Source organism: Salmonella sp. 32010601201800023SM, assembly GCF_017572235.1.
Classification (GTDB): domain Bacteria; phylum Pseudomonadota; class Gammaproteobacteria; order Enterobacterales; family Enterobacteriaceae; genus Salmonella; species Salmonella enterica.
Genome location: NZ_JAGEQS010000011.1, coordinates 1 through 26,720, shown reverse-complemented (window position 1 = coordinate 26,720; position 26,720 = coordinate 1). Strand labels below are relative to the sequence as shown.

Genomic DNA, 26,720 nt, shown 5'->3' with positions numbered 1-26,720 from the left:
CGGTTCGTGCGTCACCCTTCATGCAGGGTCTTATCGACGTGCGCCAACAATCATTAATGTATCAGCCTTTGTCATTTATCGACTTTTGTTCGAGTGGAGTCCGCCGTGTCACTTTCGCTTTGGCAGCAGTGTCTTGCCCGATTGCAGGATGAGTTACCAGCCACAGAATTCAGTATGTGGATACGCCCGTTGCAGGCGGAACTGAGCGATAACACGCTGGCTTTGTATGCGCCAAACCGTTTTGTGCTCGATTGGGTAAGAGATAAGTACCTCAACAATATCAATGGATTACTCAACGCATTCTGCGGCGCGGATGCCCCACAACTGCGTTTTGAAGTGGGAACAAAGCCCGTTACGCAAACGCTAAAAACGCCTGTGCATAACGTTGTCGCGCCTGCGCAGACAACAACGGCGCAGCCGCAGCGCGTAGCGCCTGCGGCCCGTTCGGGCTGGGATAACGTACCAGCGCCGGCGGAGCCGACCTACCGCTCCAACGTCAATGTTAAACATACATTTGATAACTTCGTCGAAGGTAAATCCAACCAACTGGCGCGCGCGGCGGCACGTCAGGTGGCGGATAATCCTGGCGGCGCCTATAACCCGTTATTCCTCTATGGCGGCACCGGTCTGGGTAAAACTCACCTGCTACATGCGGTAGGTAACGGCATTATGGCGCGCAAACCCAACGCGAAAGTCGTGTATATGCACTCCGAGCGCTTTGTGCAGGACATGGTAAAAGCCCTGCAAAATAACGCCATCGAAGAGTTTAAACGCTACTACCGCTCCGTTGACGCATTGCTGATCGACGATATTCAATTCTTCGCCAATAAAGAACGATCCCAGGAAGAGTTTTTCCATACCTTTAACGCTCTGCTGGAAGGCAATCAGCAGATCATTTTGACGTCGGATCGCTATCCGAAAGAGATCAACGGCGTTGAGGATCGTCTCAAGTCCCGCTTTGGTTGGGGGCTGACAGTGGCGATCGAACCACCAGAGCTGGAAACCCGCGTGGCGATCCTGATGAAAAAAGCGGACGAAAATGATATTCGTCTGCCAGGCGAAGTCGCGTTCTTTATCGCCAAACGTCTACGCTCTAACGTGCGTGAACTGGAAGGCGCGCTGAACCGGGTGATCGCCAATGCCAACTTTACCGGCCGGGCGATTACTATCGACTTTGTGCGCGAAGCGCTGCGCGATTTACTGGCGTTGCAGGAAAAACTGGTCACCATCGACAATATTCAGAAGACGGTGGCCGAGTATTACAAAATCAAAATTGCGGATCTGCTTTCTAAGCGTCGATCTCGCTCGGTAGCACGTCCGCGCCAGATGGCTATGGCGCTGGCAAAAGAGCTCACCAACCACAGTCTGCCGGAAATCGGCGATGCGTTTGGCGGGCGCGACCACACTACCGTACTTCATGCCTGTCGTAAAATTGAGCAACTGCGTGAAGAAAGCCACGATATCAAAGAAGATTTTTCGAATTTAATCAGAACATTGTCGTCGTGATCCTATGAAATTTACCGTTGAACGTGAACATTTATTAAAACCGCTTCAGCAGGTCAGCGGCCCGCTGGGCGGTCGTCCTACGCTGCCGATTCTCGGTAACCTGCTCCTCCAGGTAGCGGACGGTACGCTTTCTCTGACCGGCACCGATCTTGAAATGGAGATGGTCGCGCGCGTTACGCTTTCTCAGCCGCATGAGCCAGGCGCCACTACCGTGCCGGCGCGGAAATTCTTTGATATCTGCCGCGGCCTGCCGGAGGGCGCGGAGATTGCCGTTCAGTTGGAAGGCGATCGGATGCTGGTGCGTTCTGGCCGTAGCCGCTTCTCGCTGTCTACGCTGCCTGCCGCCGATTTCCCGAATCTTGACGACTGGCAAAGCGAAGTTGAATTTACGCTGCCGCAGGCCACGATGAAGCGCCTGATTGAAGCGACCCAGTTTTCGATGGCCCATCAGGATGTGCGCTACTACTTAAACGGTATGCTGTTTGAAACGGAAGGTAGCGAACTGCGCACTGTCGCGACCGACGGCCACCGTCTGGCGGTGTGCTCAATGCCGCTGGAAGCGTCTTTACCCAGCCACTCGGTGATTGTGCCGCGTAAAGGCGTGATTGAACTGATGCGTATGCTCGACGGCGGCGAAAACCCGCTGCGCGTGCAGATTGGCAGTAATAATATCCGCGCGCACGTCGGCGACTTTATCTTTACCTCGAAGCTGGTGGATGGTCGCTTCCCGGATTACCGTCGCGTTCTGCCGAAGAATCCGGATAAACATCTGGAAGCGGGCTGCGATATCCTCAAGCAGGCGTTTGCCCGCGCAGCAATCCTCTCGAATGAGAAATTCCGCGGCGTGCGTCTGTACGTCAGTGAGAATCAGCTCAAAATCACCGCCAATAACCCGGAACAGGAAGAAGCGGAAGAGATTCTGGACGTGAGCTACGGCGGGACGGAGATGGAAATCGGCTTTAACGTCAGTTACGTGCTGGACGTGCTCAATGCGCTGAAGTGCGAAACCGTGCGCATTATGCTGACGGATTCCGTATCCAGCGTACAGATTGAGGATGCGGCGTCACAGAGTGCTGCCTACGTTGTTATGCCAATGAGGCTGTAGAATCTGAAAAGGGGCTGGTTTACTTGCCATTTCGCCTCCCGGCAGTGCTCGAAATGCTCACGTACTTCGTGTACGCTCCGCTTTCTGCGCGCTGGCGGTAGACGAACTGGCTGCGACACACACGCCCCTGGACGAATGTACTAATATATGTCACTGACGCGCCTTTTAATCAAAGACTTCCGCAACATAGAAAATGCGGATCTCGCTTTATCCCCCGGCTTTAACTTCCTGGTTGGCGCCAACGGCAGCGGCAAAACCAGCGTGCTGGAAGCTATCTATACGCTTGGCCACGGTCGGGCGTTTCGCAGTTTGCAGCCTGGCCGCGTGATTCGTCATGAGCAGGAAGCGTTTGTTCTTCACGGGCGATTACAGGGCGAAGAGCGTGAGACGTCGATTGGCTTAACCAAAGATAAGCAGGGCGACAGCAAGGTCCGTATCGACGGTACCGACGGTCACAAGATCGCGGAGCTGGCGCATTTAATGCCGATGCAGTTGATTACGCCGGAGGGGTTTACTTTACTCAACGGCGGCCCCAAATACAGAAGAGCGTTCCTTGACTGGGGATGCTTTCACAACGAAGTCGGATTCTTCACCGCCTGGAGCAACCTGAAACGATTACTGAAACAGCGTAATGCTGCGCTGCGCCAGGTGAGTCGTTATGAGCAATTGCGCCCGTGGGATAAAGAGCTGATTCCGCTGGCGGAACAAATTAGTACCTGGCGGGCGGAGTACAGTAGCGCTATCGCACAGGACATGGCGGATACCTGTCAGCAGTTTTTACCTGAATTTTCCCTGACGTTCTCTTTCCAGCGCGGCTGGGAGAAAGAGACAGACTATGCGGACGTGCTGGAGCGAAGCTTTGAGCGTGACCGTATGTTGACCTACACCGCGCACGGGCCGCATAAAGCGGACTTTCGCATTCGCGCCGACGGCGCGCCGGTGGAAGATACCCTGTCGCGCGGGCAGCTAAAGTTATTGATGTGCGCCTTACGTCTGGCGCAGGGCGAGTTCCTCACCCGCGAAAGCGGGCGGCGCTGCCTGTACCTGATAGATGATTTTGCCTCTGAACTTGACGATGCGCGTCGCGGACTGCTGGCCAGCCGCTTAAAAGCCACGCAATCGCAGGTCTTTGTCAGCGCAATTAGCGCTGAACACGTTATAGACATGTCGGATGAAAATTCGAAGATGTTTACCGTGGAAAAGGGTAAAATAACGGATTAACCCAAGATTAAATGAGCGAGAAACGTTGATGTCGAATTCTTATGACTCCTCCAGTATCAAAGTCCTGAAAGGGCTGGATGCGGTGCGTAAGCGCCCGGGTATGTATATCGGCGACACGGATGACGGCACCGGTCTGCACCACATGGTATTCGAGGTGGTAGATAACGCTATCGACGAAGCGCTCGCAGGTCACTGTAAAGATATCGTCGTGACTATTCACGCCGATAACTCCGTGTCCGTAACGGATGATGGCCGTGGCATTCCGACCGGGATTCACCCGGAAGAAGGCGTCTCGGCGGCGGAAGTGATCATGACCGTTCTGCACGCGGGCGGTAAATTTGACGATAACTCCTATAAAGTCTCCGGCGGTCTGCACGGCGTGGGCGTCTCGGTAGTCAACGCTCTGTCGCAAAAACTGGAACTGGTTATCCAGCGAGATGGCAAAATTCACCGTCAGATCTACGAGCACGGCGTGCCGCAGGCACCCCTGGCCGTCACTGGCGATACCGATAAAACCGGCACGATGGTACGTTTCTGGCCGAGCCACGAAACCTTCACCAACGTCACTGAATTTGAATATGAGATCCTGGCGAAACGCCTGCGTGAACTGTCATTCCTGAACTCAGGCGTCTCCATCCGCCTGCGCGACAAGCGCGATGGCAAAGAAGATCATTTCCACTACGAAGGCGGCATCAAGGCGTTTGTTGAATATCTGAACAAGAATAAAACGCCGATCCACCCGAATATCTTCTATTTCTCCACCGAAAAAGACGGTATCGGCGTGGAAGTAGCGCTGCAGTGGAACGATGGTTTCCAGGAAAACATCTACTGCTTTACCAACAACATTCCGCAGCGCGACGGCGGTACTCACCTTGCAGGCTTCCGTGCGGCGATGACCCGTACGCTGAACGCCTACATGGACAAAGAAGGCTACAGCAAAAAAGCCAAAGTCAGCGCCACCGGCGACGATGCCCGTGAAGGTCTGATTGCGGTGGTTTCCGTAAAAGTACCGGATCCGAAATTCTCCTCACAGACCAAAGATAAGCTGGTCTCTTCCGAGGTGAAATCGGCGGTAGAACAGCAGATGAACGAACTGCTGAGCGAATACCTGCTGGAAAACCCATCTGACGCGAAAATCGTCGTCGGCAAAATTATCGACGCCGCGCGTGCGCGTGAAGCGGCGCGTCGCGCCCGTGAAATGACCCGTCGTAAAGGCGCGCTCGATTTAGCCGGTCTGCCGGGCAAACTGGCGGACTGTCAGGAACGCGACCCGGCGCTGTCCGAACTGTACCTGGTGGAAGGGGACTCCGCGGGCGGCTCTGCGAAGCAGGGGCGTAACCGCAAGAACCAGGCGATTCTGCCGCTGAAAGGTAAAATCCTTAACGTCGAGAAAGCGCGCTTCGACAAGATGCTTTCCTCCCAGGAAGTGGCGACGCTGATCACCGCGCTGGGCTGCGGTATCGGTCGCGACGAGTACAACCCGGACAAGCTGCGCTATCACAGCATCATCATCATGACCGATGCGGACGTCGACGGCTCGCACATCCGTACGCTGCTGTTGACCTTCTTCTATCGTCAGATGCCGGAAATTGTCGAGCGTGGCCACGTCTACATTGCGCAGCCGCCGCTGTACAAAGTGAAGAAAGGCAAGCAGGAACAGTACATTAAAGACGACGAAGCGATGGATCAGTACCAGATTTCCATCGCGCTTGACGGTGCGACTCTGCACGCGAACGCTCATGCGCCGGCGCTATCCGGCGAAGCGTTAGAAAAACTGGTCTCTGAATATAACGCCACGCAGAAAATGATTGGTCGTATGGAGCGTCGCTTCCCGAAAGCGCTGCTCAAAGAGCTGGTGTATCAGCCAACTCTGACCGAAGCCGATCTTTCTGATGAGCAGACTGTAACGCGCTGGGTGAATGCGCTGATTACCGAGCTGAACGAGAAAGAGCAGCACGGCAGTCAGTGGAAGTTCGATGTTCATACTAATACGGAACAGAATCTGTTCGAGCCGATCGTTCGCGTGCGTACGCATGGCGTGGATACCGATTATCCGTTGGATCACGAGTTTGTGACCGGCGCGGAATATCGTCGTATCTGCACGCTGGGCGAGAAGCTGCGTGGTCTGATTGAAGAGGACGCGTTTATCGAACGCGGCGAGCGTCGCCAGCCGGTAACCAGCTTCGAGCAGGCGCTGGAGTGGCTGGTGAAAGAATCACGTCGCGGTCTGGCTATCCAGCGTTATAAAGGTCTGGGTGAAATGAACCCGGATCAGCTGTGGGAAACCACCATGGACCCGGAAAGCCGCCGTATGCTGCGCGTGACCGTCAAAGATGCGATTGCTGCCGACCAGCTGTTCACTACGCTGATGGGCGATGCCGTTGAACCGCGTCGCGCATTTATCGAAGAGAACGCCCTGAAAGCGGCGAATATCGATATTTAACCTGCCTTAATCCCCGGCCTACCGCTGGTTGGCCGGGGCATCATGATGTTCATCCATATATCTGAGTAGAAACTCTTTAAAGCGCTGAGTGGCGGGCGTTTGTGCGCGCCACGCATGGTAATACACGTTCATATTGCGCCGCAGCGGAGGTGTGAGCGAACAGGTCGCTAATTGGTAGCTTTTGGCGTAATGGCGGGAAAATGTTCCGGCGATCACCACGCCTTCACACTGCGCCGCCAGCGACATGGCGGTCGCCATATGTTCCACCGTCATTTTGGGCTTAATGCGCACGCCAGCGGTTGCGGAGATCATCGGAATGGATTCGTTGCCAACGGCGATCAGCTCTTCGCTTTGAATCTCTTCCCAGCGAACCGTTTTTTTATGCAGCCGATAGTCCGGATGGCAGTACAGGGCGATTTCCGTTGTGAACAGCGTTTGTTTGTCGATTTCCGGTTCCAGCGGCCGCTCCGGGCCGATACCAAAATCGGCTTCTCCCAACATAATGCTTTTTTGTAATTGCGACATGGGCTTATCAATAAGCTGTACGTGGGTATGCGGATGCTGCCGCTTAAAGGCATGGATGATTTGCGGCAGAAAAGCACAGGCGATCAGCGGCGCGCCAACAACCCGCACCAGGGATTTTTTGATCTCTTTCAGGTCGCGGGCATAATTTTCGGCCCGTTGAAACTCTTCAACAACCCGCATGGCGGCGGGTAAAAACTTTTCGCCGTCGGGCGATAGCTTCACCACGCGCGAAGTGCGGTCGAAAAGGGAAACCTCCATCTGGCTTTCCATTTCGTTGATTAAACCGCTAACAGCTCCCTGCGTGATGCACAGATATTTGCTGGCGGCGGTAAAACTACGCAAATCCGCGACGGCCAGAAACGCGCGAAATTGCCGGATAGTTAAATTCATTTGCCACCTGTGTTACCCCTTTACTGAGAGGATTTTATCTCAGGCTGGATAAGGTCGCGTTGATACGACTCGCAAATACAGGGTGTCTGCCTGCGGCGCAGGCAGACAGTTGGCTTATTTTACGGTGATGGTTGGTGATTTTTTCATGGTTTCTTCGGTCAGTTCCTGGCCGATGCCGGGAAGCTCCGGAACGTCGTACATGCCATTTTTCGGCAGGTAGTTGTACTTACAGGTTTGCGTATTCGGCTCCAGCAGCGCATACCGGTGCAGTTCGTGGATGACGAAGTTAGGGATTGCGGTTTCCATATGCAGCGCCACCGCCGTGGAAATCGGCCCGCCGCAAACGTGGATTTGCACCGTTTTGTCATAAACATGCGCCATATCGCAGATTTTCTTCACTTCGGTGATGCCGCCGCAGGTACAAATATCGGGCTGGATCACGCTCAGGCTGCCGTTTTCCAGGAAAGGACGGTATCCCCAGCGCCAGTATATACGTTCGCCAGCCGCCAGCGGAATATTGACCTTATCGGCAACCTGCTTCATCTGCGCGGGGTTCAACGGCATGACCGGCTCTTCGTAGTAGAAGATGCCCAGTTCTTCGATCATGCGGCCAAACTGAATCGCCGAGGTGGTATCCGTAAAGGCATGCATTTCGGCGATGATATCCACGTCCGGGCCGACTGCATCGCGAATGGCGGCCATACGGTCGTAGCCCAGACGCAGGATTTTATCAGTGAGAGGCCCGTTGAGGTTTTGCTGGTTCCAGTTGCCGTGGCGATCCATTGCGACGGTATCCACTTTTATCGCGTCATAGCCTTCGCTGACGGCGGTCAGTGCCGCCTGTGCATACTGCTCCGGCTCGGTCAGCATATCTTTATCGCTGCCGTCCCCCCAACCAAACTGTAGCTGACTGGCGTAGGTTCTTATTTTCTCGCGGCTTTTGCCGCCAAGCATTTTATACAGCGGCACGCCCCACGCTTTGCCTTTGATATCCCACAGCGCGATATCGATGCCGCTCATCGCCGCGGAAAAGATGCCGCCGCCGCCCTGCCCCCAGAAGGTTTTTTTGAGCATCTTTTCCCAGATAGCTTCGTTATTCATCGGGTCCATGCCGATGATAATGGCGGCTAAATCTTTTGCCATGCCGATGCCTGCGGAGGCGCCGACGCCGTAGGCCAACCCGACTTCGCCAAAACCGGAAATGCCCTCGTCGGTATTAATTTTTACCACCACAGGACGCCATTTGCTGGTGGCGGACGCAAAATCGTTCGCCACATCAATAATATCAACGCTGGTAATTTTCATCATTTACTCCTCGTAATTAATATTTTTTAATCGTTAAGATTAATGCCGATACCACGGCGATAGCGCTGATAAAAACCAGGCATAGTAAGCCGCCGGTATAAGTTCCAGTGATAGAAATAAATAAGCCGATAAATACGGGGGATAATGAAGAGAGTCCATTGGCGACGCCGTTCATTACGCCGCTGGCGGCGGAAATAGATTTTCCGGGTATCATTCCCTGTAATAACGTCCAGGCAACGGGTGTACCCATCGTACAGAAAGCAACAGCAAAGGAGAGGAGTACCGCTGACATATATTTATGTTCGGTTATGGTGCCGAAATAGATACTGACGCCAGCGAAAAACATTAATACCATTAATATGGGGGCGCTGCGTCCTATTTTATCGACGAAGACGCCTGCGGCCGCTTTGGCAAATATCGACAGGACAAAGGGAAGCGACGCCAGCCAGCCCATTTCCGCCCAACTGAACCCTCTGGCTGATTTTAGATAGGTCGGCAGCCAGGTAATCATCCCCCAGTACAGGCATTGCAGACACAGATACCACAGCACCAGCAACCAATAGCTGTAGTTGGTAATCACCGGTTTTACCCGCAACATAAAACTTTCGCTGCTGCCTGCGCTTTCCGTTTCCTGTCCAGCTTTGATATAAGCCAGTTCTTGTTCGCTGATACTTTTATGTTGTTCTGGTTTATCAGCAACATATCGCCAAAGTAGCCAAAGAGGGATTAACCCGAGAGCGGCGCATAAAAAGAAGTTGGAGCGCCAGCCGTGGGTGCCTATCCACCAGGTGAAAAAAGGCATCGCAATGGCGGGAGCGACTGACTGGCCGACGATCCACGCCGCGTTTGCTCTGCCGCGTTCCTGCTTCGGGAACCAGTTTTTAATAAATACGCTTTGCAGTGGATAATAAAATCCCTCTCCGATGCCCAGTAATATACGGCAAATAATAATTAGAGCGAATGATGTAGCGACTCCGCCAATCATTAAAGCGATAGTCCAGATCAGAATACAAAGCATCATTGCTTTTCTGGGGCCGAGATAATCACCAAGCGGTGATAATACAACGTTAGCGATACCATAAGCGGCCAGAAAGACGGTCATCATCATGCCGATTTGCAATGGCATACCTTCAATACCCATATAGGCTAAGAAGGGTTCATTCGCGGCTAATACCGAAACATTAACGCGATCGAGATAAGCAATAAATATTCCAATAAACAGACAGGCAACGATTAAAAATCTTTTCCTGGTTGGGGGGGCGGTAAGGGCCATCGACATTTGGCGATCTCCTTCTCATCGGATAAGGTTATTTTAAAATATAAGTTTTTGTTGATTTTTACTGATTAAGAACCAATCCCATTAGGCTCTAAGTGATGATGTCCAAAGTAGCAATACGCATTCTTTTAGAAAAACGGTATTTTCTGTTTGATTAATGAGGTTATCTAATACATCAGGAGGAGAGAATACGGCCTGAAAAGGGGAATCCCGTTTGTGAATCTTATCCCCCTTTCTCTCGGATTCTTTACTGTTTTTTGAGCGGAATCGCGTTAGCATGAGTCAGGACTCATTTAATGCGGGGATTTCATGGCTATCAAACTTATTGCTATCGACATGGATGGCACCCTTCTGCTGCCCGATCACACCATTTCTCCGGCGGTTAAAAACGCGATTGCCGCTGCGCGTGAAAAAGGGGTAAACGTGGTGCTGACCACAGGCCGTCCGTATGCGGGTGTGCACAGCTATCTGAAAGAACTTCATATGGAACAGCCCGGCGATTATTGCATTACCTATAACGGGGCGCTGGTGCAGAAAGCAGGGGACGGCAGTACGGTTGCGCAAACGGCGCTCAGCTATGATGACTACCGTTACCTGGAAAAACTATCCCGTGAGGTGGGTTCTCACTTCCACGCATTAGACCGAAATACGCTTTATACCGCTAACCGCGATATCAGCTACTACACGGTGCATGAGTCGTATGTGGCGACCATTCCGTTGGTATTTTGTGAAGCGGAGAAGATGGACCCGAACACCCAGTTCCTGAAAGTTATGATGATCGATGAGCCTGCCGTTCTCGACCGGGCGATTGCGCGTATACCGGCAGAGGTGAAGGAAAAGTACACCGTGCTGAAAAGTGCGCCGTACTTCCTTGAAATCCTCGATAAACGGGTTAATAAAGGCACCGGCGTAAAATCACTGGCCGAGGCGCTGGGTATTAAGCCAGAGGAGGTGATGGCGATTGGCGATCAGGAAAACGACATTGCGATGATCGAATACGCCGGCATGGGCGTGGCAATGGACAACGCCATTCCGTCGGTCAAAGAGGTGGCTAACTTTGTGACTAAATCGAACCTTGAAGATGGTGTTGCCTGGGCGATTGAAAAATTTGTGCTGAACCCCGATCACTCATCCGGCCATTTTCCCGCCCGATAAGGCATCGTCGCCATCGGGCAAATACGCGCTTAACGACCCGCACTTGCTGCGGGTTTTTTTATATCTTTCGTTTACGTCTTATAACGTCCCCATAACCAATTGTCGTTTTTGTGATCTAAATTGTAGTACAACATAATTGTGTTGTACTACATTGATGGCATGGTAACGACGGTTGATATCACGCTAGTACTACAAAATTGCGGCGTAATTCAGCTATCGCGGTAAAGTAAGAGAGTTCACATCGAGCACAAGGACTCTCTATGACTCTCAATAAAACCGATCGCATCGTTATCACGCTGGGCAAACAGATTGTCAGCGGTAAATACGTACCCGGTTCGGCGCTGCCAGCGGAAGCGGATCTGTGCGAGGAGTTTGAAACGTCTCGCAACATCATTCGCGAAGTGTTTCGTTCGCTTATGGCGAAGCGGCTAATTGAAATGAAGCGCTATCGCGGCGCGTTTATCGCACCGCGTAACCAGTGGAATTATCTCGATACCGACGTGCTGCAATGGGTGCTGGAAAACGACTACGACCCGAGGCTTATCAGCGCGATGAGCGAAATACGAAACCTGGTGGAGCCAGCAATAGCACGCTGGGCGGCGGAACGGGCAACATCAAGCGATCTGGCTGAAATTGAGTCGGCGCTAAACGACATGATTGCCAACAACCAGGACCGGGAAGCGTTTAACGAGGCGGATATTCGCTATCACGAAGCAGTGTTGCAGTCGGTGCATAACCCGGTACTGCAACAGTTAAATGTAGCGATCAGCTCGCTACAGCGAGCGGTATTTGAACGGACCTGGATGGGCGATGCGGCCAATATGCCGAAAACGCTCCAGGAACATAAGGCGCTATTCGATGCGATACGGCATCAGGATGGCGATGCGGCAGAGCAGGCGGCATTAACCATGATCGCCAGCTCGACACGAAGGTTAAAGGAAATCACATGACAGCTCGCTACATCGCAATTGACTGGGGATCGACCAATCTGCGCGCCTGGCTTTACCAGGGCGACAAATGCCTGGAGAGCAGGCAATCAGAAGCAGGCGTTACACGCCTGAACGGTAAATCTCCTGACGCGGTGTTAGCAGAAGTCACAACACACTGGCGCGACAGCGCCACCCCCGTGGTAATGGCGGGCATGATCGGCAGTAACGTAGGCTGGCAAAATGCGCCTTATCTGCCGGTTCCCGCCCTGTTCTCCGCTATTGGCGAACAGTTAACCGCCGTTGGCGACAACATCTGGATCATCCCCGGATTGTGTGTCTCACGCGAGGATAACCACAACGTGATGCGCGGCGAAGAGACGCAACTGCTTGGCGCCCGCGAACTTTCTCCTTCTTCTGTCTATGTCATGCCCGGCACGCATTGCAAATGGGTACAGACTGATACGCAACAAATTCATGATTTTCGTACTGTGATGACAGGCGAACTCCATCACTTGTTGCTGCGTCACTCGCTGGTCGGGGCTGGTTTGCCGGAACAGGAAGCTTCTGGCGACGCCTATGCCGCGGGGCTGGAGCGCGGTCTTAATTCTCCTGCCGTCCTGCCTTCTCTTTTTGAGGTTCGCGCCTCGCACGTGTTGGGACATCTTGCGCGTGAGCAGGTCAGCGACTTCCTCTCCGGCCTGTTGATTGGCGCGGAAGTCGCCAGCATGAGCGAATCCTTCGCGGCGCAACAGGCTATCACTCTCGTCGCTGGACCCGCGCTGATCTTACGTTACCAACAGGCGTTTCGTGCTATTGGGCGTGATGTTTCAACCGTGGATGGCGATATGGCATTTCAGGCTGGAATAAGGAGCATCGCTCATGCAGTGGCAAACTAATCTCCCTCTCATCGCTATCTTACGCGGTATTACGCCCGATGATGCCCTGGCGCACGTTGGCGCGGTGGTGGATGCGGGATTTGACGCTATAGAAATTCCGCTTAACTCCCCACAGTGGGAAAAAAGCATTTCTTTCGTGGTGAAGGCGTATGGCGGCAGGGCGCTTATTGGCGCTGGTACCGTACTGAAACCGGAACAGGTAGACCAGCTTGCCGGGATGGGCTGCAAGCTGATCGTCACGCCGAATATCCAACCGGAGGTGATCCGCCGGGCGGTGAGCTATGGCATGACCGTGTGTCCGGGCTGCGCCACGGCAACGGAAGCCTTTTCTGCGCTGGATGCAGGCGCACAGGCGTTAAAAATTTTCCCGTCGTCGGCGTTTGGTCCGGGCTACATCAGCGCGCTGAAAGCGGTACTTCCGCCGGATGTTCCGCTATTTGCCGTCGGCGGCGTGACGCCGGAAAACCTGGCGCAATGGATTAAAGCAGGCTGTGTGGGCGCGGGACTGGGTAGCGATCTCTATCGCGCCGGGCAATCCGTTGAACGCACCGCGCAGCAGGCTGCGGCATTTGTTAATGCGTATCGAGAGGCAGTGAAATGAAAATAACTCACATCACCACGTACCGTTTACCTCCACGTTGGATGTTCCTGAAAATCGAAACGGATGAAGGCGTGGTTGGCTGGGGAGAGCCGGTCATTGAAGGTCGGGCACGTACTGTAGAGGCGGCAGTACATGAGTTTGCCGACTACCTGATAGGGAAAGATCCGGCGCGTATCAACGACCTGTGGCAGGTAATGTACCGGGCCGGTTTTTATCGCGGCGGCCCGATTATGATGAGCGCCATCGCCGGTATTGACCAGGCATTGTGGGATATCAAAGGCAAGGTGTTGAATGCGCCGGTCTGGCAGCTCATGGGCGGCCTGGTGCGCGACAAAATCAAGGCCTATAGCTGGGTGGGTGGCGATCGTCCGGCAGACGTCATTGACGGTATTGAAAAATTGCGCGGTATTGGTTTTGACACCTTCAAGCTGAACGGCTGTGAAGAGATGGGCGTGATTGATAACTCCCGTGCGGTGGATGCGGCGGTCAATACCGTGGCGCAAATCCGCGAAGCTTTTGGCAGTGAAATTGAGTTTGGGCTCGATTTCCACGGTCGCGTTAGCGCGCCGATGGCGAAGGTGCTGATTAAAGAACTGGAACCCTATCGTCCGCTGTTTATTGAAGAGCCGGTGCTGGCGGAACAGGCGGAATATTATCCGCGCCTGGCGGCGCAAACGCATATTCCGATTGCTGCAGGCGAGCGTATGTTCTCGCGTTTTGAGTTTAAACGCGTGCTGGACGCGGGTGGGCTGGCGATTCTACAGCCGGATTTATCCCACGCGGGCGGCATTACCGAATGCTATAAAATCGCCGGAATGGCGGAAGCATATGATGTGGCGCTGGCGCCGCATTGCCCGCTGGGTCCAATCGCCCTGGCTGCCTGCCTGCATATCGATTTTGTTTCGCGCAACGCGGTATTCCAGGAGCAGAGCATGGGCATTCACTATAACAAGGGCGCGGAGCTGCTCGACTTTGTGAAAAACAAAGAAGACTTCAGCATGGACGGCGGCTTCTTTAAACCCTTAACCAAACCGGGTCTTGGCGTAGACATTGACGAGGCCAGGGTGATTGAACTTAGCAAAAGCGCGCCGGACTGGCGTAATCCGTTGTGGCGGCACGCTGACGGATCGGTAGCCGAGTGGTGATCGCCACGCTGTAGGCTCAACAAACGTCGCCCTCCGGGCAACCCAATTTAAATATAAAAACACACCCTCTGTAATTTACAGGGCATGGTGAGCGGCCTCGCTATGCCCAGAATCTGGAGACAGATGACGATGGATATTTCAGTTACAGCAGCACAGCCGGGGCGTCGCCGCTATCTGACGCTGGTGATGATCTTTATTACCGTGGTGATTTGCTACGTCGATCGCGCCAACCTTGCCGTGGCTTCCATGCATATTCAAAAAGAATTCGGCATTACCAAAGCGGAAATGGGCTATGTCTTCTCCGCTTTTGCCTGGCTCTATACGTTATGCCAGATCCCTGGCGGCTGGTTTCTCGACCGTATTGGGTCCCGGCTGACCTATTTTATCGCTATCTTCGGCTGGTCAGTCGCAACGCTATTGCAGGGGTTTGCGACGGGACTATTGTCGCTTATCGGCCTGCGCGCTATTACCGGGATTTTCGAGGCACCAGCCTTTCCGGCAAATAACCGGATGGTCACTAGCTGGTTTCCGGAGCATGAGCGCGCATCCGCAGTCGGGTTCTACACCTCCGGACAGTTCGTCGGACTGGCATTCCTTACGCCGCTGCTGATCTGGATTCAGGAAATGCTGAGCTGGCACTGGGTCTTTATCGTCACCGGCGGTATCGGGATTATCTGGTCATTGGTCTGGTTTAAGGTTTATCAACCGCCGCGTTTGACGAAAAGCCTTAGCCAGGCGGAGTTGGAGTATATTCGCGATGGCGGTGGTCTGGTGGATGGCGATGCGCCAGCGAAAAAAGAGGCCCGCCAGCCGCTGACGAAAGCCGACTGGAAACTGGTGTTCCATCGTAAGCTGGTGGGCGTCTACCTCGGTCAGTTCGCCGTAAACTCTACGCTATGGTTCTTTCTGACCTGGTTCCCTAATTATCTGACCCAGGAAAAAGGCATTACCGCGCTAAAAGCGGGCTTTATGACGACCGTACCGTTCCTGGCTGCCTTTTTTGGCGTACTGCTCTCCGGCTGGCTGGCGGATAAACTGGTGAAAAAAGGCTTCTCGCTGGGCGTGGCGCGCAAAACGCCGATTATTTGCGGTTTGCTCATCTCCACGTGCATTATGGGCGCTAACTACACTAACGATCCGTTGTGGATTATGGCATTGATGGCGATAGCTTTCTTCGGCAATGGATTTGCGTCCATTACCTGGTCGTTAATCTCTTCCCTTGCGCCGATGCGGTTGATTGGCCTTACCGGCGGTATGTTTAACTTTATCGGTGGGTTAGGCGGGATTAGCGTACCGTTAGTGATTGGTTATCTGGCGCAAAGCTACGGTTTTGCTCCGGCGCTGGTCTATATCTCCGTTGTGGCCCTGCTGGGCGCGCTGTCTTACATCCTGTTAGTGGGCGATGTGAAACGCGTCGGATAAGTTGGCCGTGGCGAGCCGGAAGCTATTATGGCGAAGGATGACCGGCTATCCATGCGTCGAGCGCCGTCACTCCCTGCGTCACGATAGTTTTAATATCTATATCGCTAAGCGGTTGCAATTCCAGCTCCCGACAGGCTTCGGTTGCCTGCGTCATCCCCAGGCTGGCGCAGCCGCTTTTTAATTTATGCGCCAGCCGCTTAATGTTAACGTCGTCATTCATGGCGCGCGCCGCCTCGATCTCCTCGACTAAAGGCAGCGCGCTGTCTTTGAATAACGCGACCCATTGCCGGAGTTTTTCCGGGCCGACAGACGCCATATCGCTGGCAAGCTGATGTTCATTCAGCATCGCCCGCGCGTTGTGAGATTTGCCCTGTAAATAGTGCGCTATCATACGGTAAAGCTCCTCGCGGGGAACGGGCTTTTGAATAATCCCGCAGAAAAGACCGGCGGTACGCTGACGAAGATTATCGTCTATCACATGCGCGCTAAAACCAATGCGTTTCATGGCGGGATACTGACTCATCAACTGCTGCGCCAGGGTTAAGCCGTCATAATCCGGCAAATCAAAATCCACCAGCGCGACATCAAAGGACTCGCCTTCGGCTAAACAGCGTAGCGCGTCATTCGCGCTTTCAGCTACTGAGACCTTCACCCCTTTGCCCGTGAGCATTTCAGCGGTAATACGCTGCGTCAGCATATTATCTTCAATCAGCAACAAGCGTAGTCCGTTAAGATTTATCGGTTCCCTGAACGCACTTTTACTTGCGGGTTTGGAGTGGCAAACCGGCAGTTGTAAACGAAAACAACTGCCAACATGAAGCGTACTGGTGACGGTTAGCGTCCCGCCCATCGCCTCTGCCAGGCTGGCGCTGATAGCCAGCCCCAGGCCCGTCCCGCCCCGGCGTCCTGTCGCCTGCACAAACGGTTTGAAAATAGCCGTCAGCTTCGCTTCAGGGATACCGCATCCGGTATCTTCAACCTCAATAAACCAGTTCTGATCGTCGCAAAACGTGCGCAGCACTATGCTGCCGCGATCGGTAAATTTCGCCGCATTACTTAAAAGATTAATCACAATTTGACGTATCCGGCGCGGATCGCCTTGTAGCGTGGAAGGGAGTTGCTCGCTAAAGTCGGTGATGAGCGCCACCTGCACGCGGCTGTGCATTAAATGCAGCGCGCTATTCAACAATTGTCGCGGTTCAAACGGTTCCTCGCTAATGGAAACGTTGGTGCCGCCTACTTCAATCGCTGAGTAATCAAGAATATCGTTAAGAATCGCCAGTAGCGATTCGCCTGAATCATTAATGGCCTGTAAGTCGTCGCGGTAGTTTGCCATGAGCGGTTTATCGGCCAGCAATTGTACCGTACCGAGAATGCCGTAAAGCGGCGTGCGAATTTCATGGCTCATGGCGGCAAGGAACGTCGATTTCGCCTCGTTGGCCTTTTCCGCTTCGGCGCGCGCCTGCCGGTGTTCCAGCACCAGCGCATGAAGCTCCGCCGTTTGCGAACGCACCTGTTCCGCCAAATCCTCACGATGGCGGTTCAATTTGCGCACGTTGGCGCGAAACGCTTCCATCAGACGGCTGATGGTATCCAGTTCGCTGACGCCAGCCGCCTCCGGAAACGGCGAGTCAATATCGCCCTCCAGTAGCCGCTGTAAGGCCTGCGTTTGTTGCGCCAGCGGGCGGGATACGGAACGGTAAACCACTCGCCAAAGAATAAAACTTAATGAGCACAGCGCCAGGATGCCTAAGATCACTAACCCTATTTGCCCACGCTGACTGGCGTGTGTAAGACGCGCTAACCCAGCCTCGTTTCGTTTTTCGATGGCGTTCACCAACTGCGACACTTCCGTACTGAAGCGGGTAAACTGAAAGAGGTTATTGGCCATAAGCGTTTGAAGCTGGTCGCGGATGGCGTTTTCCTTACGAAACAGGGTAACCAGTGTGGTGTACTGGTTTATTTTCTCCAGCGCGTCGGCGATTTGGGCGCGAACGGTAGGATCTTCTATACGCTGCTGGCGGCGGGATAAAATTTTAACCAACTGATTAAGTTTTTCATCGGTTTCCTCGGCATCGCTCAGCCCTTGCGCGTCTTTTAAGGTCACAATGAGCTGCTTAAACCGCAGGGCATTGACCCGCAACTCATTCATCTGATTCACATACTCAAGGTCGATATCAATCAATCGGTCAAGCGCGCGTTCAGCCTGGTCCCCTTTACCGCTTTCGATAAGATCGTAAATACCGGCCTGGGTGGCGCCCGCAGATGTCGCTGCATTATTGGCCTGGCCGTGAGCCTGGGCGGCAATGCTTTCCGCCGCCTCCGCAATCTGGCGGTTTAACTGCTGTTGCTGTGCGCGCAGCGTGAGAATTTCACCGACCAGCGTTCCCTGTTGCCCAAGCGTTTGCGCAATCTCTTTTTCTTGCCGGGCGATGGCCGAGGTATTAAATCCCTGCTCGCTTAATGCCTGCAAAAGATGGTTAATTTTAAGGCTTTGCGCTTTCAGCATCTTCCCCTGCGCCAGCCAAACGCCCTCACTGTCGGCATTGGTCAGATTTTGCGCGGAAAAGAGCTCGTAAGCGCTGGCTTCGCTTAACTGCCTGGCCATATTCATCGTGGGGAGCAGCGCTTGCGTATTGGTTTGCTCCACCTGACTAATGACGCGCAGGCTTATCCAGCCGATCACGGTGCTGAGCAGGGTGAGTGCCGCCATCAGGGCGAAGGCCAGCCATAATCTGCGGGTCAGTGAAGGCGTTGACATTTATGCGCCGCGGGTGAAATGGGTTGAGTTGCCGCCGGAAAAACCATTAGGATAAAACCTTATTGCTGGTGGGGCTATCATGCGCGCGCTTATTTCGTTCTTTTTTTTGATAATCATCGTCTCGAATGTAGAAACGGCGTCAGCCGAAACCGGACTGCTACACTGGACGCGCGCCGATCGGGCGATTCCCTGGCGGCAAACGTCAGTCAATGCGAGTAAACCCTGGAAACTGTGCGCATTATACCCCAGCCTGAAAGATTCTTACTGGTTGTCCGTCAACTACGGGATGCAAAAAGCGGCCAAATTGTATGGCGTTGATTTAAAAGTGCTGGAAGCGAATGGCTATCGGCAACTGGCGACGCAACAACAGCAAATGACGCAGTGCCGGGAGTGGGGCGCCGACGCTATTCTGCTTGGCAGCAGTACCATTCGTTTCCCGGAACTGGAACGGTATGCCGGTAATGTGCCGGTTATTGAAGTGGCGAACGTGATACGCGACGCCAGCGTGGCAACTCACGTCGGTCTGCCGTGGTTTCAGATGGGTTATCTGCCGGGACGTTTCCTGGTGCAGTGGAGCAAAGGAAAAACGCTTAACGTTTTACTCTTCCCGGGGCCGGAGGAAGCTGGCGGCAGTCAGGAGATGGTGGCGGGTTTTCGTCAGGCAATTAAAGGCAGCGCCATCAACATTGTGGATATCGCCTGGGGCGATAACGACATTGAAGTGCAGCGAAACTTACTCCAGGAAATGCTGGAGCGTCATCCGGACGCCAATGTGGTCGCCGGGTCGGCGATAGCGGCGGAGGCGGCGATGGGCGAAGGGCGAAATTTGACGACTCCGCTCACGATCGTCTCATTTTATCTGACGCATCAGGTTTATCGCGGTTTAAAACGCGGCCATATCCTGATGGCGCTCAGCGATCAGATGGCCTGGCAGGGAGAATTAGCGATAACGCAGTCGATTAAGGTCTTACAGGGGCAACCGGTGCCTGAAAATATCAGCCCGCCGGTGCTTATTTTGACGCATAACAACGCCGACAGCGCGCGCGTTCGTCGTTCGCTATCGCCTCCGGGATTTCGGCCCGTCTATTTGTATCAATACACCTCCGAGGCTAAAAAGTAGCCTTCGCCATGCTGTGTGACCAGCAGCTCCGGCGTAATTTTATGGCGTAAGCGGCGAACCAGGACATCAATCGTGCGGAGATCCGGAGTCTCTACGCGGCGGGCGGAAAGCATTCGCAGCAGACGTTCGCGATGCAGCACTTTGCCTGGGTTGGTCACAAAGGCCAGCAGCAGCTCGTACTCCGCGCGCGTAAGCTTAATGGCTTCACCGTTGTGCTCCAGCGTGTGATTCATCACGTTCAGGCAGTAGCCGGAAAACATATAGCAGTTTTCACTGGCATTTTGCGGCGTGGGGCGGGCCAGATCGATGCGCCACAAAAGATTTTTCACCCGTACTACCAGCTCGCGCAGTTCCAGCGGCTTGGTGACGTAGTCGTCCGCGCCCATCTCCAGTCCGACGATGCGGTCGATTTGGTCGCAACGCCCCGTCACCAGAATAATGCCCACCGTGGAGCGTTCGCGTAGCGCCCTGGTCAGCATCAACCCGTTTTCATCGGGGAGGTTGATATCCAGCAGGATCAGCGAAACGTGCTCATGCTCCATGATGTCACGCAGGCCCGCGCCGCTGTCGGTCACCGAAACGCGATACCCCTCCTGCTCAAAATAGGCCTGTAATCTGGCCTGAGTAACAGGTTCATCCTCAACAATAACAATGTGATGTGACATCCTGCGCGCGGTCTCTTTCTGTTCATATCTGTTCATATATTGCCGTATCCCGTTCATCCTGACCAGTGACGCTGTTCATATTTGCGGAATAAGATCTGCGCATTAAACCATATAATTACAGGGGCTATTATGCGAAAACTCTGGAGAGCGCTACTCAGGCCAAGCGCCCGTTGGTCGATACTGGCGCTGGTCATTGTCGGGATTGTGATCGGCGTTGCGCTGATCGTGTTACCTCACGTCGGTATCAAACTGACCAGTACGACAGAGTTTTGCGTCAGCTGCCATAGTATGCAGCCGGTGTATCAGGAATATAAACAGTCCGTACATTTCCAGAACGCTTCCGGCGTGCGCGCGGAATGCCACGATTGCCATATCCCCCCTGATATTCCCGGCATGGTGAAACGTAAGCTGGAAGCCAGCAACGATCTTTACCAGACATTTATCGCCCACTCGATTGATACCCCGGAAAAATTTGAAGCCAAACGCGCCGAGCTTGCCGAGCGTGAATGGGCGCGCATGAAAGAGAATAACTCCGCGACCTGTCGTTCCTGCCATAACTACGATGCGATGGATCACGCGAAACAGAACCCGGAAGCGGCGCGGCAAATGAAAATCGCCGCGAAAGAAAATCAGTCCTGCATCGACTGTCATAAAGGGATTGCCCACCAGCTACCGGATATGAGCAGCGGATTCCGCAAACAGTTTGATGAACTGCGCGCCAGCGCCAGTACGCATAATGACGGCGATACGCTCTATTCGCTGGATATCAAGCCGATTTACGCCGCTAAAGGCGATAAAGAACCGGCAGGTTCGCTGTTACCTGCTTCTGAAGTGAAAGTCCTTAAACGGGACGGTGACTGGCTGCAAGTGCAAATCGAAGGCTGGACGGAGACGGACGGTCGCCAGCGCGTGCTGACGCAGTTGCCCGGTAAACGTATTTTTGTCGCCTCGATTCGCGGCGATGTGCAACAGCATGTGAAAACGCTGGAAGAGACCACCGTCGCGGCGACCAATACTCAGTGGAGCAAATTACAGGCAACTGCGTGGATGCAAAAAGGCGACATGGTAAATGACATTAAACCGATTTGGGCCTATGCCGACTCCCTCTATAACGGCACCTGTAATCAGTGTCACGGCGCGCCGGACAAAGCGCACTTTGACGCTAACGGCTGGATCGGCACGCTCAACGGCATGATCGGTTTCACCAGTCTGGATAAGCGTGAAGAACGTACCTTGTTGAAATATCTCCAGATGAATGCGTCTGATACCACCAACACGCCGCACAGCGATAAGGGAGAACACAATGAAAAATAAGGACTCGTTACACGTCTCTCGTCGACGTTTTCTGGCGCAGCTTGGCGGCTTGACGGTGGCAGGAATGCTGGGGCCGTCACTACTGACGCCCCGTAGCGCCCGCGCGGCGGATGCCGTTGCACCAGGCGCCGCGACGAAAGAGGGGATCCTTACCGGCTCTCACTGGGGGGCGATTCGCGCCACGGTGGTTGACGGTCGATTTGTGGCGGCAAAACCGTTTGAACAGGATAAATACCCGTCCAAAATGATCGCCGGTCTGCCCGATCACGTCCACAACGCGGCGCGTATTTGCTATCCGATGGTGCGCGTCGACTGGATGCGCAAAGGTCATCAAAGCGACACCTCGCAGCGCGGCGATAATCGTTTTGTGCGCGTCTCCTGGGATGAAGCGCTGGATCTGTTCTATCAGGAACTGGAGCGGGTGCAAAAAACCTACGGGCCGAGCGCGTTACTGACGGCGAGCGGCTGGCAATCTACCGGCATGTTCCATAACGCCTCCGGGATGCTGGCGCGCGCGATTGCGCTACATGGCAATAGCGTCAGCACGGGAGGGGACTATTCGACCGGCGCGGCGCAGGTGATTCTGCCGCGCGTGGTGGGTTCAATGGAAGTGTACGAGCAGCAAACGTCATGGCCTCTGGTTTTACAGAACAGTAAAACGATTGTGCTATGGGGTTCTGATATGGTGAAAAACCAGCAGGCAAACTGGTGGTGCCCGGATCACGATGTCTATCAGTACTATGAACAATTAAAAGAGAAAGTTGCCAGCGGCGCTATCTCGGTCATCAGCATCGACCCGGTCGTCACCTCCACGCACGATTATCTGGGGCGCGATAAGGTCAAACATATCGCTATTAACCCGCAGACGGATGTCCCGTTACAACTGGCGCTGGCGCATACCCTGTACAGCGAGAAACTGTACGATAAAAATTTCCTCGATAACTACTGCGTCGGTTTTGACCAGTTCCTCCCCTATTTGCTGGGCGAAAAAGATGGACAGCCCAAAGATGCCGCCTGGGCGGAAAAACTGTGCGGTATTGACGCCGACACCATCCGCGCGTTGGCGCGGCAGATGGCGGGCGACAGAACGCAAATCATCGCTGGCTGGTGCGTACAACGTATGCAGCATGGCGAACAGTGGTCATGGATGGTCGTCGTGCTGGCGGCAATGCTGGGACAGATTGGTTTACCGGGCGGCGGCTTTGGTTTTGGCTGGCACTATAACGGCGCCGGGACGCCTGGTCGTAAAGGGATCATTTTAAGCGGCTTTTCCGGTTCGACGACCGTTCCGCCAGTACACGACAGCACGGATTACAAAGGCTACAGCAGCACCATTCCTATTGCGCGTTTTATGGATGCCATTCTTGAACCGGGCAAGATCATTAACTGGAACGGGAAATCGGTTAAATTACCGCCGCTGAAGATGTGCGTGTTCGCCGGGACCAACCCGTTCCACCGACACCAACAAATTAACCGCATAATTGAAGGCTGGCGCAAGCTGGAAACGGTCATCGCTATTGATAACCAGTGGACGTCGACCTGCCGCTTTGCGGATATCGTTTTGCCGGCTACCACCCAATTTGAGCGTAACGACCTCGATCAGTTCGGCAACCACTCTAACCGCGGCATTATCGCCATGAAACAGGTGGTGTCGCCGCAGTTTGAAGCGCGTAACGACTTTGATATTTTCCGCGATCTCTGCCGACGCTTTAACCGTGAAGCGGCATTCACGGAAGGTCTTGATGAAATGGGCTGGCTGAAACGCATCTGGCAGGAAGGGAGCCAGCAGGGAAAAGGTCGCGGTATCCACTTACCGACTTTCGAGGTGTTCTGGAATCAACAGGAGTACATCGAGTTTGATCATCCGCAGATGTTTGTGCGCCATCAGGCTTTCCGTGAAGATCCGGACCTGGAGCCGTTGGGCACGCCAAGCGGTTTGATCGAGATTTACTCCAAAACGATCGCCGACATGCAATACGACGATTGTCAGGGCCATCCCATGTGGTTCGAAAAAATCGAACGCTCGCATGGCGGGCCGGGATCGCAGCGCTGGCCGCTGCACTTACAGTCCGTCCACCCTGATTTCCGTCTGCATTCCCAACTGTGCGAGTCGGAAACGCTGCGTCAGCAATATGCCGTTGGCGGCAAGGAGCCGGTCTTTATTAACCCACAGGATGCCAGCGCGCGCGGGATCCGCAACGGTGACATCGTGCGGGTATTCAATGCACGCGGGCAGGTACTGGCGGGAGCGGTAGTTTCCGATCGCTATGCGCCGGGCGTGGCGCGAATTCATGAAGGCGCCTGGTACGATCCTGATAAAGGCGGCGATCTCAACGCGTTATGTAAGTACGGCAACCCTAACGTATTAACGCTGGATATCGGTACATCACAGCTCGCGCAGGCGACCAGCGCGCATACGACGCTGGTGGAAATTGAAAAATATACCGGCCCTATGGATAACGTCACGGCGTTTAACGGTCCGGTCGAGATGGTCGCGCAGTGTGAATATGTACCCGCATCGCAGGGGAATCCGCATGATTAAGCAGCCAGCGCTTGCTCAGGAACAGTACGCCTGCGTATATGCATGGCTGGCGTTACTCTTTTTCCGGGAAGTGGATGATGAAGGGTTAATACAATTACAGTCCGCGGAAATCGCGGACTGGCTGGCGCTGTTAAAGCGTCAGCCCGCGCTGGCGGCGTCGGTGGCGTTACTCGAACAAAAAATTGCCGCACTTAGCCTGCGCCAGGATGCGCAGCTGGAGCTGGCCGCAGATTTTTGCGGATTGTTCCTGATGACGGATAAAAAATCGGCGTTGCCCTACGCCTCGCAATACCCGCAGCAGGAACCCGGCATGATTAAACATTTATTGCTTGAAGCCGGGATGGAAGTCAACGACGATTTTAAAGAGCCGACCGACCACCTAGCGATTTATCTGGAATTACTCAGCCATTTACATTTTTCATTGGGTGAATCGTTCCAACAACGGAGAATGAATAAATTACGCCAGAAAACATTGTCGTCATTACTGGAATGGCTTCCGGAATTTACAAATAATTGCCTTAAGCATGATCCCTATGGCTTTTATGCTGCGTTAAGTCAATTATTGTTGGCTATCGTTCGTTTTGATGACGGAAAAGAGGATTTATCCATTGTTGCTGCTGAATAAACCCTGTGACGGACATCGCAAAATAAATCTTACGATAGTCGGGGGTTATCATATCTATAGGTTTAGCCAATTGTAATTATTGATACCAATCAATATCCATGATGGGTTTGTATTTAGTATTGACGGGCCTCATGAGTAAAAAAATAAAATTTAATTAATCATGCCGCAATACCCCATAAGGATAGTGATATGAAAAAAATTACCCTCTATGCGACAACGGTTATCACCGTTGGGCTGTTATGTTATTTAGGTTTGTCCGGGTATGTATGGTATTACGACAAACAGCGCAGTAAAAAAAGCGATGTGCAGGCCTCGGTTGTGGGTGAAAATAATAAAATACTGGGTTATTTCAGGGAGAAAGGATGTGATTATTGTCATACGCCTTCCGCTGAATTGCCTTTTTATTCCTCTTTTCCGGTGGCAAAGCAGCTAATGGATTACGATATCCAGCTCGGTTACAAGTCGTTTAACCTGGAGGCGGTACGGGCCGCCCTGATTGCGGATACGCCGGTGCCGCAAAGCGAACTGAATAAAATTGAATGGGTTATGCAACATCAGACTATGCCGCCAACCCGCTATGTCGCGCTGCACTGGGCGGGGGGCGTCAGCGATAAAGAGCGTACTGACATCCTGAACTGGATAGCCGATCAGCGTGAGCGCAACTATGCCAGCGCCGATACCGACCCCGCGCACCGGAATGAACCCGTTCAGCCTATTCCGCGCAATATTCCCGTCGATGCGAAAAAAGTCGACTTAGGTTTCCGGCTTTATCATGATGAACGTTTATCCGGCGACAGCACAATATCCTGTGCGCATTGTCACGCGTTAAATGCGGGCGGTGTCGATGGCAGAAAAACCTCAATTGGCGTTGGCGGCGCGGTAGGACCAATAAATGCGCCGACGGTATTCAACTCCGTATTTAATATCGAACAATTTTGGGATGGTCGTGCTGCAACCCTGCAGGAGCAAGCAGGCGGACCACCGTTAAATCCTATTGAAATGGCCTCTAAATCCTGGGATGAAATTATTAGCAAGCTTGATAAAGATCCTGTCCTGAAAAAAGATTTCCAGGCGGTTTATCCGCAAGGATTTACCGGGGAAAATATTACTGATGCGATCGCCGAATTTGAAAAAACGTTGATAACGCCGGACTCCGCCTTTGATAAATGGCTACGTGGAGATGAAAATGCGCTGACCGCGCAACAGAAACACGGTTATCAATTATTTAAAGAAAATAAATGTGCAACCTGTCACGGCGGTATCATTTTAGGCGGGCGCTCTTTTGAACCATTGGGATTAAAGCGAGACTTTAATTTTGGCGAAATTACCGCAGCGGATATTGGTCGTATGAACGTCACCAAAGAGGTTCGCGATAAATTACGGCAAAAAGTCCCGGGCTTACGCAACGTCGCGTTAACGGCACCTTATTTCCATCGGGGCGACGTACCGACGCTGGATGGCGCGGTAAAACTGATGCTGCGTTACCAGGTTGGCACCGATCTGCCGCAAAACGATATTGACGATATCGTCGCCTTCCTGGAAAGCCTGACCGGTGTTTATACGCCATATCAACCTGAATATGCGCAATGACAATGATGCTTGAAGCCAGAGATCTGTACTGCGAGCGGGACGAGAGGACGCTGTTTAGCGGGCTGTCGTTCACCGTGGACGCCGGGGAGTGGGTGCAGGTCACCGGCGGCAACGGCGCCGGAAAAACCACCCTGCTGCGCCTGCTGACCGGGCTGGCGCGCCCGGACGGCGGGGAGGTGTACTG

21 protein-coding genes are annotated in these 26,720 nt (G+C 53.5%); 16 read left to right on the top strand and 5 right to left on the bottom strand.

Annotated features, from left to right (window positions below):
* Positions 1 to 105: 105 nt before the first annotated feature.
* From dnaA to gyrB, 4 genes are all read left to right on the top strand, one after another.
* Positions 106 to 1,506: a chromosomal replication initiator protein DnaA gene (gene dnaA, locus J4617_RS22050; protein ID WP_000059089.1), complete on the top strand. Its 1,401-nt coding sequence runs from the start codon at positions 106 to 108 to the stop codon at positions 1,504 to 1,506.
* 4 nt (positions 1,507 to 1,510) lie between these two features.
* Positions 1,511 to 2,611 (top strand): DNA polymerase III subunit beta, encoded by a 1,101-nt coding sequence (dnaN, locus tag J4617_RS22045; protein ID WP_000673474.1) that lies wholly within the window; start codon positions 1,511 to 1,513, stop codon positions 2,609 to 2,611.
* Positions 2,612 to 2,758: 147 nt separating this feature from the next.
* Complete coding sequence (gene recF, locus J4617_RS22040; protein ID WP_000060082.1) at positions 2,759 to 3,832, top strand: DNA replication/repair protein RecF; 1,074 nt, start codon at positions 2,759 to 2,761, stop codon at positions 3,830 to 3,832.
* 28 nt (positions 3,833 to 3,860) lie between these two features.
* A complete protein-coding gene (gene gyrB, locus J4617_RS22035; RefSeq protein ID WP_000072047.1) occupies positions 3,861 to 6,275 on the top strand; it encodes a DNA topoisomerase (ATP-hydrolyzing) subunit B in 2,415 nt (804 codons plus the stop codon).
* 18 nt (positions 6,276 to 6,293) lie between these two features.
* Here gyrB and J4617_RS22030 read toward each other — a convergent pair whose 3' ends face one another.
* The 3 genes from J4617_RS22030 to J4617_RS22020 form a co-directional block, all read right to left on the bottom strand.
* Complete coding sequence (locus J4617_RS22030) at positions 6,294 to 7,190, bottom strand: LysR family transcriptional regulator (protein WP_017465851.1); 897 nt, start codon at positions 7,188 to 7,190, stop codon at positions 6,294 to 6,296.
* Between the two features lie 114 nt (positions 7,191 to 7,304).
* A complete protein-coding gene (locus J4617_RS22025) occupies positions 7,305 to 8,498 on the bottom strand; it encodes a mandelate racemase/muconate lactonizing enzyme family protein (protein WP_023180834.1) in 1,194 nt (397 codons plus the stop codon).
* Between the two features lie 13 nt (positions 8,499 to 8,511).
* Positions 8,512 to 9,774 carry an MFS transporter gene (locus tag J4617_RS22020; protein WP_000061259.1) on the bottom strand — a complete coding sequence of 421 codons (1,263 nt, stop codon included), beginning with the start codon at positions 9,772 to 9,774 and terminating at the stop codon, positions 8,512 to 8,514.
* A 306-nt stretch (positions 9,775 to 10,080) separates the two neighbouring features.
* On the opposite strand from J4617_RS22020, the gene yidA reads away from it, so the two are divergent.
* The 6 genes from yidA to J4617_RS21990 all read left to right on the top strand — a co-directional run bounded on the left by yidA (position 10,081) and on the right by J4617_RS21990 (position 15,919).
* The gene (gene yidA, locus J4617_RS22015) at positions 10,081 to 10,926 is read left to right on the top strand and encodes a sugar-phosphatase (RefSeq protein ID WP_000985570.1); all 846 of its coding nucleotides are present in this window, start codon (positions 10,081 to 10,083) and stop codon (positions 10,924 to 10,926) included.
* Between the two features lie 260 nt (positions 10,927 to 11,186).
* The gene (gene dgoR / locus J4617_RS22010) at positions 11,187 to 11,876 is read left to right on the top strand and encodes a D-galactonate utilization transcriptional regulator DgoR (RefSeq protein ID WP_000174317.1); all 690 of its coding nucleotides are present in this window, start codon (positions 11,187 to 11,189) and stop codon (positions 11,874 to 11,876) included.
* Positions 11,873 to 12,751 carry a 2-dehydro-3-deoxygalactonokinase gene (locus J4617_RS22005; protein ID WP_000127128.1) on the top strand — a complete coding sequence of 293 codons (879 nt, stop codon included), beginning with the start codon at positions 11,873 to 11,875 and terminating at the stop codon, positions 12,749 to 12,751. The genes dgoR and J4617_RS22005 overlap by 4 nt, the downstream gene beginning before the upstream one ends.
* Positions 12,735 to 13,352: a 2-dehydro-3-deoxy-6-phosphogalactonate aldolase gene (locus J4617_RS22000; RefSeq protein WP_001198739.1), complete on the top strand. Its 618-nt coding sequence runs from the start codon at positions 12,735 to 12,737 to the stop codon at positions 13,350 to 13,352. The genes J4617_RS22005 and J4617_RS22000 overlap by 17 nt, the downstream gene beginning before the upstream one ends.
* Positions 13,349 to 14,497 carry a galactonate dehydratase gene (dgoD, locus tag J4617_RS21995; RefSeq protein ID WP_000704735.1) on the top strand — a complete coding sequence of 383 codons (1,149 nt, stop codon included), beginning with the start codon at positions 13,349 to 13,351 and terminating at the stop codon, positions 14,495 to 14,497. The genes J4617_RS22000 and dgoD overlap by 4 nt, the downstream gene beginning before the upstream one ends.
* An 84-nt stretch (positions 14,498 to 14,581) precedes the next feature.
* On the top strand, positions 14,582 to 15,919 hold the full coding sequence (locus J4617_RS21990; protein ID WP_000253524.1) for an MFS transporter: 1,338 nt from the start codon (positions 14,582 to 14,584) through the stop codon (positions 15,917 to 15,919).
* 25 nt (positions 15,920 to 15,944) lie between these two features.
* Here J4617_RS21990 and torS read toward each other — a convergent pair whose 3' ends face one another.
* A complete protein-coding gene (gene torS / locus J4617_RS21985) occupies positions 15,945 to 18,680 on the bottom strand; it encodes a TMAO reductase system sensor histidine kinase/response regulator TorS (RefSeq protein ID WP_065680804.1) in 2,736 nt (911 codons plus the stop codon).
* Between the two features lie 79 nt (positions 18,681 to 18,759).
* Here torS and torT point away from each other — a divergent pair, with 79 nt between their 5' ends.
* Complete coding sequence (torT, locus tag J4617_RS21980; RefSeq protein WP_001202049.1) at positions 18,760 to 19,800, top strand: TMAO reductase system periplasmic protein TorT; 1,041 nt, start codon at positions 18,760 to 18,762, stop codon at positions 19,798 to 19,800.
* Here the strand turns inward: torT and torR are convergent.
* The gene (torR, locus tag J4617_RS21975; protein WP_001562512.1) at positions 19,773 to 20,465 is read right to left on the bottom strand and encodes a two-component system response regulator TorR; all 693 of its coding nucleotides are present in this window, start codon (positions 20,463 to 20,465) and stop codon (positions 19,773 to 19,775) included. The genes torT and torR overlap by 28 nt on opposite strands.
* A 129-nt stretch (positions 20,466 to 20,594) precedes the next feature.
* On the opposite strand from torR, the gene torC reads away from it, so the two are divergent.
* The 5 genes from torC to J4617_RS21950 form a co-directional block, all read left to right on the top strand.
* Complete coding sequence (gene torC, locus J4617_RS21970) at positions 20,595 to 21,779, top strand: pentaheme c-type cytochrome TorC (RefSeq protein WP_001230254.1); 1,185 nt, start codon at positions 20,595 to 20,597, stop codon at positions 21,777 to 21,779.
* Positions 21,769 to 24,321 (top strand): trimethylamine-N-oxide reductase TorA, encoded by a 2,553-nt coding sequence (gene torA / locus J4617_RS21965; protein WP_017465854.1) that lies wholly within the window; start codon positions 21,769 to 21,771, stop codon positions 24,319 to 24,321. Before torC ends, torA begins: the two co-directional genes overlap by 11 nt.
* Positions 24,314 to 24,946, top strand: a complete 633-nt coding sequence (gene torD, locus J4617_RS21960) for a molecular chaperone TorD (protein WP_000595421.1) — start codon at positions 24,314 to 24,316, stop codon at positions 24,944 to 24,946. The genes torA and torD overlap by 8 nt, the downstream gene beginning before the upstream one ends.
* Positions 24,947 to 25,135: 189 nt before the next feature.
* Positions 25,136 to 26,536, top strand: coding sequence for a cytochrome-c peroxidase (locus tag J4617_RS21955; protein WP_000724476.1), 1,401 nt, complete (start codon positions 25,136 to 25,138; stop codon positions 26,534 to 26,536).
* Between the two features lie 5 nt (positions 26,537 to 26,541).
* A partial coding sequence (locus J4617_RS21950) for an ATP-binding cassette domain-containing protein (RefSeq protein ID WP_131087330.1) occupies positions 26,542 to 26,720 on the top strand: 179 nt, incomplete at its 3' end.